Genomic DNA, 13,056 nt, shown 5'->3' with positions numbered 1-13,056 from the left:
CAAAGTTTGAACTGCAAAAAAATCGTTCAATTTAAACTGTCGATAGTTATGGTCAGTATCGCAAAATATTTAGTCCATTCATCCCGATGCTCTGTTCTTCCGCAAGCTGCGTCAAGATTGGGTTACCCAAGCCGTTTGTAATGCATTGCAGAAACCAAGACCTTCTATCAGCAGTCAAAATGAGGTTTGGCCACAGACTCAATAGCGGATGCGCCCGTTAAATTTGATATCTACTTGGAATTATTGACAACTTTGAATTAAACTTAAAATAATAAAGGATTGTCTTATGCTCAAAAAGTTTATTTTAGGTTTTTTCTGTGTTTTTTTAATGATGACTCAGCTTAGTTGCTTGTTTGTAGTTGGAAGTGGACTCGGAGCCGGGGCGGCCATCTGGTATAAAGGAAAGCTTACTCAGCATTTGAATAAGGACATGGACAAAGTCTATCAGGCCAGTATCACGGCCATGAAAAAGATGGGACTGCCTATACTAAAGGCCGAAAGAGGCAAGGACGCTGCTCAACTTAGGTCCAGATATTTGGACGACACCAATGTTTGGATCACCATAGAGGCCTTAACCCAATATTCTTGTGAAATAACTATCCGGGTCGGCGTATTGGGGGATGAGCAGCGAGCCAGGCAGATTTTAAAAGAGATTCTCTCCAGAATTTAGCTGAAAGGTTACAATCCATAACAAATATAAATATTTCGGGGGTTCTTTTCTGGCGGTGCGCACAAAGACTTGCCCCATCTATAGCTTGTTTGCGGGCTCTTTGGACAACTGGACATTTTGCTTATCGATATTCAGCTTGTGCGTCGTGAAAATTTTGGGGTGGCTTCGATGCCCTGCTGGTCCGCAAGCCTCACCTACTTAACCACTTCCCTACTCAACCACTCAACTATTTAACTACTCACCTACTCCCTTAGGCTGCTCAAGATAAGCTGGTCCAGAATATTTATAATCTGGCCATAAAGGCCGCCATAGCCAGGAAAGGTGCCAAAGAGTTCGATTTTGTCTTGTTGAAGACCGGCTTTCGAGCTTGTTTCAGGTGAGGATGGGCTGCTGGTTAGGGCCAACCTTTCTGCCAGAAGATAAGGTTTGAGGCGTATGCAGAATTTATCTGTTAGATAAGTAAGCTGGTCTTTATTTTTTTTCCACAAAGCAAGCGTTTTTGATTTAGGTCTTACGCTTAAGATAAAGGAAAGCATGGCGTAAATAAAATTGATGTGGGAACCGGGGATACCTCTACGCCATGAAAGAAGCCAGGGTCTGCGCCAGGAAAGAAGAAAATGCTTTTGGCCAAAGTCAATTATGCTTTCTACCCTTTTCCATAGCTCAAAAAGGTCCTTGTCTTCCCAGACAATGGCTGGATTCTGCACATCCCACTCTGGGAGAGCTGGTTGAACATAATTGCCCCAACCTTTTACCTTCTTCTTATCTCCCCATCTTCTTAACTTTCCATCTTCTTTTTTCTTCAGCCAGGTGGAGAGAATGGTCCAAAGAAGCTTGTTGGCAGACGGAGAGTTAGGAGTTTCAAGGTGCGCATAGCTTAAAATATACTCTCCTTGGCCGAATCTGCCTTGGATGAGGCATGGTTCACCCTGGATAAGGGCGGGATTTAAACTGATTTTATAGACTTTCTCCCATTTACGAAGTTCCTGTGGTTCAAGGGCACTTAAATTGAGGTCAGTTACCCAGAAATCTTTTTCCGGTTCAAGATATGAGGCCAAGATTTGCACCGTGGGATCGTCATTCGGTGCAAATTGTGACGGCCACCAGACAGGCAAAGCCATTTGGGAAATAAGGTTATTGTTCTTTAATTCTACCTGACACAAAATATGACCGCTAAAATTCGGCAGTCTCTTAGACATTGGTTTGCGGCCCCATGAACAGAGATCAAGCAGGGGCACAGCGCGTCTTTTGCCTTTATTGGCTGGATCTGGGCCACTTGATTTGAGTGCCAACCCTGCTCCTCCACAAAAACCCAGGTATTTCCCTCCGTTTTGAATAAATTTGCGGATATTTTTTCTTCCATCAACTCCTAGGTTTTGGGATTTTAGCCTGGCCCATCCGCCTGGGACGAGAAGAGCCAGGGGATTTTCTTGAGCCAAAATTCCTCTTTGAATCTGGCAGGCGGTTACAACCTGGATGGGCACTCGCCAGAAGTTTAAGGCGCGCCAGAGAAGAATCCCCCATAAATGGGATTCATCCCAGAGGATGAAAAGTTTTTCTGTTCTATGTTTCATTGGAGATTCGTTATCCATTAACCGTGATTCATTCAACCTGTAAACCTGTAGCTTATCTGGTTTCAGGGCAAACGCACTTAAATCGCAAAAAATTCTCGCGCCAAGACGCAAAGACGCCAAGGGTAGAAATAGCGAAAGCGTCAGGTCTGTCAGCAAGACGCTGACAGACCTGACTTACTGGCCTTTTAGGCCAGGATAAATGGATTAACCTAGGCTGAATTCAAAAATTTATATATCTAACAGATCCTTAGTGCACATCAAACATCGGCCCAAAGGGCCGGGAAGCTTTTGTTCGGCTTGTGCCCTTAAGCCGAACAAAAGCCTTTATTTTCCTTGGCGACTTGGCGGCTTGGCGCGAGGTTTTCTCTTAAAAATCAGATGCGTTTGCCCTGTAGCAGGCTTGATTTTTTATGGACAGGGCAATATTGGATTTGTATAGTTTGTAAATTGGTTTATTAGTTTACTGTTTGACTGGTTAACTCTCAACCACCAATCGCTTAAGTAAACAAAATAAATAATTAATCAATCATTCCACCAGTTAACTATTCCATGGAGATAGATATGGGTGCACAAGAATTGCCTAAAGGATACGATCCAAAAGGTGTGGAAGAAAAGTGGCTTGAGTTTTGGGAAGAGAATAAGAGTTTTAGTCCGGATGTTGACAAGGTTAAAAAGCCTTATGCCATAGTTATTCCTCCGCCAAATGTAACCGGGACCCTGCACATGGGCCATGCCCTGAACCTGACTTTGCAGGATATATTGTGCCGTTTTCACCGCCAGCTTGGTTATGATGTACTTTGGGTGCCAGGCACCGACCATGCTGGAATCGCCACGCAGAACGTGGTGGAAAGGGCCCTGGCCGCCGAGGGTAAGACCAGACAGTCCTTAGGACGGGAAAAGTTTATTGAACGTGTGTGGGAGTGGAAAGAGGAGTATGGAAATAAGATTTTAAATCAGATTCGGCGTATTGGTGCCTCTGTGGACTGGTCAAGGCTGCGCTTTACCATGGATGAAGGATTATCCAGGGCCGTGCGCGAAGTCTTTGTCCGTCTTTATGAAGAGGGTTTAATTTACCAGGGCGATTATATTATCAATTGGTGTCCCAGATGTCATACTGCTTTGGCAGATCTGGAAGTTGAACATGAAGAGGCTTTGGGTGCACTTTACCATATTAAGTATCCTTTGGCTGATGGCCAGGGAGAAGTAATCGTGGCTACCACCAGGCCGGAGACCATGCTCGGCGACACTGGTGTGGCTGTGCATCCCGAAGATGAAAGATATAGTCACTTAATTGGTAAGGAAGTTATCTTGCCTTTGGTTCAGAGGAAAATCCCTATTATTGCTGATAGTTATGTGGACAGAGAGTTTGGCACAGGTTGCCTGAAGATTACCCCTGCCCATGACATGAACGACTTTGAACTGGGCAAGAAGCATAATCTGGATGTTATTCAGGTTATTGACGATGAAGGCAGGATGAATGAGCAGGCCGGTCCTGAGTTTGCTGGTCTGGACAGGTTTGAGTGCCGGAAAAAAGTCGTTCAGATGCTTGAGGAACAGGGCTTTCTGGTCAAAAAAGAAGATCTGCAACATAGTGTGGGCCATTGTTATCGTTGTAGAGCAGTTATTGAACCGTATGTTTCCAGGCAATGGTTTGTAAAAATTGGTCCGCTGGCCAAGGAAGCCAGACAGGCTGTAGTAGATAGCCGAACCAAAATTTTTCCAGATCACTGGACCAAGACTTATTTTGAATGGTTGGATAATATTAGAGATTGGTGTATCTCCCGGCAGATCTGGTGGGGACACCGGATTCCGGCCTGGACCTGCGAAGACTGCGGGCATTTGATTGTGGCCAGAGAAGATCCAACAGCTTGCCCGGAATGCAAGAGTGACAAATTAAGTCAGGATGAAGATGTGCTGGATACCTGGTTTTCCTCTGCCTTGTGGCCATTTTCCACCCTGGGTTGGCCAGATCAGACCGAGGAGCTTAAAAAGTTTTATCCCACCTCCGTCCTGGTCACAGGATTTGATATCTTATTTTTCTGGGTGGCTCGAATGATGATGATGGGCCTGCATTTTATGAAGGATGTCCCGTTTCGGCATGTCTATATTCATGCTCTGGTTCGCGACGCCCAGGGCCAGAAAATGAGTAAATCCAAGGGCAATGTTATTGATCCGCTGCTCATGATGGATAAATTTGGCACTGATGCCTTCAGATTTACACTGACTGCCTTTGCTGCCATGGGCCGGGACATCAAGATGAGCGAAGAGCGCATTGAGGGCTACCGCCATTTTATCAATAAGATCTGGAACGCAGCCAGATTTGCGCTGATGCACTTAACAGAGGAAGAAAAAATTGAGTTTGAGCCGGCCAAAATTAGTGAAAGCGGTGGCTTGACTCACCAATGGATCTTGCATCGCCTTGAAGAAGTGAAAGAGGAGGTGCGCAAGGCTTTAGAAGCTTACCGGTTTAACGATGCAGCCGGGGTACTATATCAATTTGTCTGGCATGAGTTTTGTGACTGGTACCTGGAGATGATCAAGCCAGAGCTCTATGGTCAGGACGAAGAAGTCAAATCCCTGGCCAGGGGCTGTTTGAAACAGGTTTTAAGTGAAATTTTGGTTCTTTTACATCCCATTATTCCTTTTGTTACTCAGGAAGTATGGAGCTATATCCCTGGACAGGAAAATCCAAATTTGGCCCGGGAGCCATTTCCAGAGAGTCGGCCGGAATGTTTGCAGCCAGATGTGGTAGAGAGGATGGAGTTTTTACAACAAGTTGTAGTTAGTGTGCGAAACATTCGTTCGGAGCTTGGTATTGGACCTTCGCAGAAACTTAAACTTTATGTACGCGTCGAAGGAGAGGACAGAGACTTTTTGCTTGGCCAAAAAAGTTTAATTATGCATTTGGCCCGCTTGGAATCGATGCAGGCCGAACCTGATTTGACTCCGCCGCCTGGTGCAGCTTCTAATGTGGTTAAGGGGCATGAGCTCTATGTGCCGGTCAAAGACCTGGTGGATATAGAAAGTGAACTTGCAAGGCTTGATAAGGAACTAAAGAAAATCAACAAGGAGCTGGAATTTGTCAGCCGCAAACTGTCCAACGAGGGATTTGTGAACAAGGCCCCAGCTCATGTGGTGGACAAAGAAAAGCGTAAACTGAATGAATTTGAGGAAAAAAAAGTAAAGCTAGAAAAATTAAGAGAGCGGCTTGCTGGACTGAAATAGGAGGCACATTAAGCGATGTCTAAAGTCTATTTATTGGGAGCAGGGCCTGGCGATCCTGGGCTTTTGACCATAAAGGCCAAAAATATCTTGGAAAAGGCTGACGTTGTTGTTTACGACTATCTGGCTAATAAGGAGTTTTTAAAGTTTTGCCGCAAGGATGCAGAAATTATCTATGTAGGCAAGAAAGGCGGAGATCACACCCTGCCCCAGGACAAGATTAATGATTTGTTGGTGGACAGGGCCAAAAAGGGGCTGGTTGTGGCCAGGCTCAAAGGCGGCGATCCCTATGTTTTTGGTCGGGGCGGGGAAGAGGCAGAGGAGCTTATCGAAGCAGGTCTTGATTTTGAAGTGGTTCCGGGGGTGACTTCGGCTGTGGCCGCGCCGGCTTATGCTGGTATTCCCTTGACCCATAGAAGGTATGCCTCTTCAGTATCGTTTATCACTGGTCACGAAGACCCGGACAAGCCCGAGAGCGCTCATAATTGGCAGGCCCTGGCCTCTGGAACAAGTACCCTGGTCTTTTTTATGGGCGTGAAAAATCTGGAATATATTAGTACCAACCTTATCCAGGCTGGCATGCGTCCGGATATGCCGGCAAGCCTCATCCATTGGGGAACAACCTGTCGCCAAAGAACACTGGTGTCCACTATTGCTGAAATAGCTGACCAGGCCAGAGCGAAGGGGTTTAGACCTCCATCTCTTTTGGTGGTCGGGGAAGTGGTTAAATTAAAAGATAAGCTGGATTGGTTCGAAAAGCTGCCACTTTTGGGTAAAGGCGTGGTTGTGACTCGGGCCAGGGAACAAGCCAGCGTCTTGGTAAGCAAGCTGGAAGCACTTGGCGCATGCTGTTATGAGTTCCCAACCATCAAGATCAAGCCTCTGGATGATTACTCTCATTTAAGAGAGGCCATCACAAATCTGGATTTTTACCAATGGATTGTTTTTACCTCTGTCAATGGGGTCAAATTCTTCTGGCAACAGCTGAGAAGCATGGGCTATGATGCCCGCGCTCTCGGGCTGACGCAGGTGGCAGCAATTGGGCCGGCCACGGCTTCTGCTTTGAGAGAAAGGGGGATTTTTGCTGACTTTATTCCTGATAAATACGTGGCGGAATCCGTGGTGGAAGGGCTTTTAAAAATGGGGATCAAGGGCAAAAAAGTGCTCATTCCCAGGGCCAAGAAGGCACGGGAGGTCCTACCGGAAAACCTGAGACGTGCCGGGGCAGAGGTAGATATTTTACCTGTTTACGAAACAGTATTAAGCCAGGAAAGCGACGCTAACGCTGATGTCCTCTTAGAGCAGATTAATGAAGGAAAAATTCAATATATTACCTTTACCAGTTCTTCTACTGTTGAGAATTTCTTTAGTCTCCTCGATGCTGAGAAACTTAAACCTTATGTATCTGCCGCAGAAGGCGGAAACGGTATAAAATTGGCCTGCATAGGTCCTATTACGGCTAGAACATTACAGAAGTATGGTTTTGATGCCCATATTCAGCCAGAAGAATTTACTATAGATGGCTTGGTGAAAGCTATAGTTGAATAGTTGAGTAGGTAAGTAGTTGAGTGGTTTAGTTGTTTTGTATTATTAAGAGAATAAATTAACTTAACCACTCAAACAAAAAAGGAGGATCAATGGCCTTACCCATAGCTGTTTTAATCTCAGGAAGCGGGTCGAATCTGCAATCCATAATTGATAAAATAGAACAGAAAGTGCTTCATGCCGAAATCAAGGTGGTTATCAGCAATAAACCCGATGCCTACGGACTAACAAGAGCCAAAAAGCATAATTTGCGCACGGAAGTTATCGAGCATCAAAATTTTTCTTCCCGCGAGGACTTTGATCAGGCCATGGTCCGGGTTATCAAGGAAGCAGGTGCAGAAGCGGTAATTCTGGCCGGATTTATGCGGATATTGACTCCTGCGTTCATTCAGGCCTTTCCCAATAAAATTTTAAATATACATCCTGCAATTTTACCCAGTTTTCCAGGCGTGCGTGTCCAGGCCCAGGCAGCTGATTATGGGGTGCGTTTTTCCGGGTGTACAGTGCATTTTGTGGACGAGAAAATGGATAATGGTCCGATTATTATCCAGGCTGTTGTGCCGGCCTATGTCAGCGATGATGGCCAGAGCCTCGGGCAGCGTATCTTGAATTGGGAGCATCGGATTTACCCTCAGGCTATTGAGTGGCTGGCCCAGGGAAGGCTTAAGATTGTGGGCAGAAAAGTGGAAGTGAGGGATTGCCCTCCGGTTTTTGTGCAAGCGGATGAAACAGCACCAGCCTTTGTCAATCCAGGACTGGAGCCGGGTTTTTAGTCACGCCAGACCAGGGATTTTGGGTTTAATTTAAAAAGTCTCGCCCTCTAATTAGTCGAATTATTTATTTTTTTATTTTTTCTTGTATCCTGCCTCTGGTGGGATTATAATTTCTGCCGCCATGATTTACTCCAGGTGGCCGCGCGGCCTTAATAGGGAACTCCGGTGAGAGTCCGGGGCGGTCCCGCCGCTGTAATTCCCGTGAAGGTTTTCTCCAGGTCATGACCACTGTCCTGCATTCCTGCTTAGGAGAAGTTAGGCAGATAGGATGTTGGGAAGTTAGGAAGATTGAAGAACACGGAAAAGGAGATGGGACTTTCGTTTATAAAAACCTATCTCCTAATCTTCTCAACTTCTGAACTTCTTTTTTTAAAAAAGGATGGGAAGGTCGGCAGAAAACCGGGAAGAGCCAGAAGACCTGCCTGGAGCTTGTCATGATTTTCTCTGCACGAGGATGCAGGGGAAATATTTATTTTATCCTCAAAATACTTAAGATTCTGAATTTTAAACCAAGGTACCCTAAATTTATTTTCGGAATGTCAGATAAGAATAACTCCTGCGTATCGCCCTGGGTGGCATTGCGCGGATATGAACCGTTAAGTTTATGTGACTGGCCGGGCAAGGTGACCGCGGTATTGTTTTTTGGTGGATGCAATCTGCGTTGCCCCACATGCCATAATGCCAGGCTTGCCTGGGAACCGCAAAGTTTACCCCAATTGGACCGGGGGATGGTTCTGGAAAGAATAGATCATGACAAAACCTGGTTGGATGGATTAGTGGTTAGTGGGGGGGAGCCAACTATCTTGGCGGGGCTTGAACAAGTCCTGACCACCTTAAGGGTATTTAATCTTCCGGTTAAGCTTGATACCAATGGTCTGCGGCCAGATGTGGTCAAGCTGGTCCTGGAAAAGGATTTGGTCCGGATGGTAGCCGTGGATGTCAAAGGCCCCTGGGGAAAATATCCCCAGCTGACTGGAAATAAGGTTAGCTCACAAAAAGCACAAAAATGTCTGGAAGCCATCTTTGATATGGCTAAAAAATGGCCGAACAGATTTATCTTTCGATGTACCAGGGTACCGAGTTTAACAGAAGATGATATGCATGAAGTTCAAACCTACCTGCCCAAAGGATTTGAATTGGTAGAGCAGACGTTCGTTAATGTTGAATGATTAATGTTGGATGTTTAATTAAAGAAGTGAAAGATAATATAATAGTTTAAAAGACATATAAATTTGCTTCAATGGTTATTGAATTATATAATTTTCTGGTAGATGATAAAAGAGAATATGTGATGTCTAAACAATTGTTAGAATGCGGAACATCAATTGGTGCAAATGTTAATGAAGCTCAGGTAGGATTTAGTAAAAAAGATTTTTTAGCGAAGATGTCTATTTCAGCTAAAGAAGCAAGAGAGACGCATTATTGGCTAAACTTATTAAAAGATAGTGGCTATATTGATCCTGATAAGCCGAAAGTAAAGCTCCTGTTTGATGAAATTGAGAGTATTATGAAAATTTTAACAAGCATAATAAAGACTGGACAACAGAATAAAAAATAATTCAACATTCAAAATTATCTGAAAGGAGATATATTTATGCCTAAACAAATCAAAAAGAGAGACGGCCGGCTGGAAACCTGGTCTGTAGATAGGATCGCCCAGGCTATTTTCAAGGCCTTAAAGGCCAGCGGGATTAAAGATCCTCTTTTGGCCAAAAGACTGGCCATGAAAGTGGAAAACAAGCTTGCAGATTTGGACATACCTGAGCAAGAGCAGGTCCAGGATATGGTGGAATTGGTCCTCATGGAGTCCAGGCTGTATCAGGCTGCTAAAAAATATATTTTATACCGGGAAAAGAGACGGGAGATTCGTAGCCAGAAAGAGGCCTTTTTAGATATCAAAGATACCATTGACAGCTACATGAACAAGTCTGATTGGCGGGTTAATGAGAATGCCAACATGGCCCACTCTTTTCAGGGGCTGATGCTGCATTTGTCCGGATCTGTGCAGGCCAGGTACGCCTTGGAAAAATATCCGGAAGAGATTCGTTTGGCCCATGAACATGGTTATTTTCATATCCATGACCTGTCTTTTGGCCTGGCTGGTTACTGTGCCGGATGGAGTTTGCGTGACCTTCTCCTGGAAGGGTTCAACCTGGAAGGACGGTGTTCTTCCGGTCCGGCCAAACATTTTGATTCTGCTTTGGGGCAGATGGTCAACTTTTTGGGCACTCTGCAAAATGAATGGGCCGGCGCACAGGCCTTTAATAATGTGGATACTTATCTCGCCCCCTTTGTCCGTTATGATGGCCTTGATTACCACCAGGTTAAGCAGGCCATGCAGAAATTTGTCTTTAACCTGAACACCACTTCCAGATGGGGGGGACAGAGCCCGTTCACCAATTTAACATTTGATCTGGTTCCACCTAAACATATTGCCAAAGAAGCAGTGATTATTGGTGGGAAGCTGCAAAATGAGACCTATGGGGATTTTGTCCCGGAAATGGAAATGATTAACAGGGCCTTTTTAGAGGTCATGCTGGAAGGTGATTACCATGGGCGCATCTTTTCTTTCCCCATTCCCACCTATAATGTGACGCCTGATTTCCCTTGGGAAAGTGAGGTCGGCGAACTGCTGCTCAAGCTTACAGCAAAATATGGTGTGCCTTATTTCCAGAATTTTATCAATTCAGACTTAAATCCCGAAGATGTGCGTTCCATGTGCTGCCGTTTGCAGATGGATTTAAGGGAGCTGAGGAAAAGAACCGGAGGTCTGTTTGGGGCGGGTGATTTGACCGGGTCTATTGGCGTAGTCACCTTGAACCTGCCTAAGCTGGCTTTTTTGGCTCAGGGTGAAGAGGACTTTTTAGATTTAATCGCTGAATATGCAGAGCTGGCAAAGGACTCTCTGGAATTTAAACGCAAGCTCATTTGCGATAACATGGAAAAAGGTCTTTTCCCCTTTTCTAGAAGGTACTTAAAAAATGGCCTTAAAGGTCATTTTAGTACTATTGGCTTGGTAGGCGGACACGAAGCCTGCATGAATCTGTTGGGCAAGGGTATTGAAACCGAGGCCGGCATGAGGCTGATGGAGAGGGTTCTTGAACATTTGCGTAACTTGACTGTAAAATTCCAGGAAGAAACCGGAAATCTATATAATCTTGAAGCAACCCCTGCGGAAGGAACAAGTTATCGCTTGGCCAAGATTGATAAGGCCCTTTACAATACTATCTATACTTCTGGAAATGGTGTGCCCTATTACACCAACTCCACAACTTTGCCTGTGGACATCACCAGGGACGTATTTTTTGCTCTGGAACACCAGAATAAACTTCAGCCTTTGTATACTGGCGGCACTGTTTTTCATACCTTCCTGGGTGAGGCTGTAACAGATACAGGTGCCTTAAGGAGCTTTATCCTCAAGGCATTATCCAAGACTAAACTACCTTATTTATCCATTACCCCGACATTTTCTGTTTGTAAGGAACACGGTTATTTGCAAGGCGAACATTTTACCTGCCCGAAATGTGGTCTGGATACCGAAGTGTATACTCGCGTGGTGGGTTATTACAGGCCGGTTAACCTTTGGAACAAGGGTAAGCAGGCAGAATACAGAGACCGGCAGGTATTTGAATTGGCAGTTTAAAGATTATTCGATCGTTGCCAGCTTGTTCTAGAAGCTTGTTTTTGTTAATGTTTGGGAACCTCTTTTTTACATAAGGAATCACCTTATGTAAAAAAATCAGAGCATAACTCCGTTAGCGTAAATAAAATATACGCAACGTATTGATATAAATAAACTTTGAACTTGATGTTTCATGCACTCCTGCCACGATGGGGGGCATGGGCCAGAAGGAGGTTCCCTATGTTTCGTTTTCTAAAAGCTTTGTTTGTTGTAGCTCTAGTTTGGACTTTGTGCATTGCTCCGTCTTTTGCCCTTGCTGGAGAACCGGTGAATATCAACACTGCCACTGTAGAGGAGTTGATTAGCCTTCCGGGTATAGGGCCGGTGATCGCTGAGAGGATAATAAAATACAGGGAGAAATATCCTTTTAGAATAAAAGAAGATATCATGCAGGTCAAAGGCATAGGTCCGGTTAAATGCGAGAGGTTAAAGAGTCTGATAACAGTTGAATGACTTTAAGCGGCCCGTAAGGGCCGTTTTTTTTTAGAGGAGGAAAATTTGGACAGTCAAATTAGAAGCCAAAGCCATGTTGGACGTTCAAAAATATCTTGACAGTTTTTGAGTAAAAAAAATATTCAGAATTTATGTTAGATGTTCTTATTACATCGAAAACACGCCTAAAACTTGTTTCTAAATTTTTTTTTAAATCCTCATGTAAGCAGTTATTTGCGGGAACTGGCAGCAGAGTTTAGCGAGTCCTCCAATGGTGTGCGCGTTGAACTGGAGCGTTTAACAAAAACAGGACTGCTGAAGAAGAAAGTTAATGGTCGCACCATTAAATATTCAGCCAACACCTTGCATCCCTTATTTCCCGAATTAAACACTATTGTGCGCAAGTATTTTGGTATTGATAAGATTATAGATGAAATTCATTCCCGACTGGGAAATGTAGAGGCGGCCTATATAATAGGCGATTATGCAAGGCATTGATTATGGTGTGATTGATCTGGTGATTGTCGTCAAGATTGATTGGCATTATTTACAGTATCTGGTGGAGAGGGCTGAACAGATAGTTAAATGTGGGTGCATCCGATAGCTGCACCGAAAATTTTCATCTAATTTTTTATATTTAACATATTGATTTCTTTGAACAAATTGTGGTTAAAGATTTAACATTTATTTAATTTTCATGTATTATCTCTGTTATTTCGTTAAGGAGGTAATACATGGTTGCTCAAGCTTTAATACAAAATATTACTATGACCAAAGCAAAAGAAGTTTTTTACGGTAGCATAGACCAACAATTCGAAACAATTTTTCATCTGATTGATGTTCCAAATATGAGTCTGTTTCAAGTTATACAAAAGTTAAAAGAAAATAACATTTATCAATGTCATCCAGCGATGTTATCTGCTATTATCCAGGCTAAGTTGGATGCACACTTTTCAGTCTATAAATGTCCAGAATGCGGTAAAAAAACTAGATTTAAAAGAAAAGCTCAGAAAACCGTCTCTACTACCTTTGGTAATATATCATTTCAATCTCCACAATTCTACTGCTCAAAATGTAAAGTCACTAGTGTCCGGTTTAAATTTAACCAAAAGAGCAGATAAGATAGAGTTATCAAGCAAATTTAAGTGATCTAGATTG

Annotated in this window: 10 protein-coding genes, 1 pseudogene and 1 riboswitch; of the genes and pseudogenes, 10 read left to right on the top strand and 1 reads right to left on the bottom strand. The window is 43.9% G+C overall.

Going from position 1 to position 13,056, the window contains the following annotated elements; genetic code table 11:
• Positions 1 to 286 precede the first annotated feature (286 nt).
• Positions 287 to 670, top strand: coding sequence for a DUF3568 family protein (locus KFV02_RS09080; protein WP_252381232.1), 384 nt, complete (start codon positions 287 to 289; stop codon positions 668 to 670).
• A 242-nt stretch (positions 671 to 912) separates the two neighbouring features.
• Here KFV02_RS09080 and KFV02_RS09075 read toward each other — a convergent pair whose 3' ends face one another.
• Positions 913 to 2,244 (bottom strand): BPL-N domain-containing protein, encoded by a 1,332-nt coding sequence (locus KFV02_RS09075; RefSeq protein WP_252381231.1) that lies wholly within the window; start codon positions 2,242 to 2,244, stop codon positions 913 to 915.
• A gap of 561 nt (positions 2,245 to 2,805) precedes the next feature.
• On the opposite strand from KFV02_RS09075, the gene KFV02_RS09070 reads away from it, so the two are divergent.
• The 9 genes and pseudogenes from KFV02_RS09070 (at position 2,806) to KFV02_RS09030 (ending at position 13,019) form a co-directional block, all read left to right on the top strand.
• Positions 2,806 to 5,469, top strand: coding sequence for a valine--tRNA ligase (locus KFV02_RS09070; RefSeq protein ID WP_252381230.1), 2,664 nt, complete (start codon positions 2,806 to 2,808; stop codon positions 5,467 to 5,469).
• A gap of 15 nt (positions 5,470 to 5,484) precedes the next feature.
• Entirely contained in the window at positions 5,485 to 7,014 is a 1,530-nt protein-coding gene (gene cobA, locus KFV02_RS09065; RefSeq protein WP_252381229.1) for a uroporphyrinogen-III C-methyltransferase, read from the top strand.
• Positions 7,015 to 7,103: 89 nt separating this feature from the next.
• Complete coding sequence (purN, locus tag KFV02_RS09060) at positions 7,104 to 7,784, top strand: phosphoribosylglycinamide formyltransferase (protein WP_252381228.1); 681 nt, start codon at positions 7,104 to 7,106, stop codon at positions 7,782 to 7,784.
• 116 nt (positions 7,785 to 7,900) lie between these two features.
• Positions 7,901 to 8,224: riboswitch (cobalamin riboswitch) on the top strand.
• On the top strand, positions 8,219 to 8,953 hold the full coding sequence (locus tag KFV02_RS09055) for an anaerobic ribonucleoside-triphosphate reductase activating protein (protein WP_252381227.1): 735 nt from the start codon (positions 8,219 to 8,221) through the stop codon (positions 8,951 to 8,953). Its footprint overlaps the riboswitch before it by 6 nt.
• Positions 8,954 to 9,015: 62 nt before the next feature.
• Positions 9,016 to 9,342: pseudogene (locus tag KFV02_RS09050) on the top strand (four helix bundle protein); the annotation flags it as partial.
• Between the two features lie 36 nt (positions 9,343 to 9,378).
• Positions 9,379 to 11,427, top strand: coding sequence for a ribonucleoside triphosphate reductase (locus KFV02_RS09045; RefSeq protein ID WP_252381225.1), 2,049 nt, complete (start codon positions 9,379 to 9,381; stop codon positions 11,425 to 11,427).
• A gap of 219 nt (positions 11,428 to 11,646) precedes the next feature.
• The gene (locus KFV02_RS09040; protein WP_252381224.1) at positions 11,647 to 11,919 is read left to right on the top strand and encodes a ComEA family DNA-binding protein; all 273 of its coding nucleotides are present in this window, start codon (positions 11,647 to 11,649) and stop codon (positions 11,917 to 11,919) included.
• A gap of 171 nt (positions 11,920 to 12,090) precedes the next feature.
• Positions 12,091 to 12,396 carry a hypothetical protein gene (locus KFV02_RS09035; RefSeq protein WP_252381223.1) on the top strand — a complete coding sequence of 102 codons (306 nt, stop codon included), beginning with the start codon at positions 12,091 to 12,093 and terminating at the stop codon, positions 12,394 to 12,396.
• A 236-nt stretch (positions 12,397 to 12,632) separates the two neighbouring features.
• Positions 12,633 to 13,019, top strand: a complete 387-nt coding sequence (locus KFV02_RS09030; RefSeq protein ID WP_252381222.1) for a hypothetical protein — start codon at positions 12,633 to 12,635, stop codon at positions 13,017 to 13,019.
• Positions 13,020 to 13,056 lie beyond the last annotated feature (37 nt).

Source organism: Desulfovulcanus ferrireducens, assembly GCF_018704065.1.
Taxonomy (GTDB): domain Bacteria; phylum Desulfobacterota; class Desulfovibrionia; order Desulfovibrionales; family Desulfonatronovibrionaceae; genus Desulfovulcanus; species Desulfovulcanus ferrireducens.
Note: the sequence above shows the minus strand (reverse complement) of the source record. Positions and strands in the feature narration are given on the sequence as shown.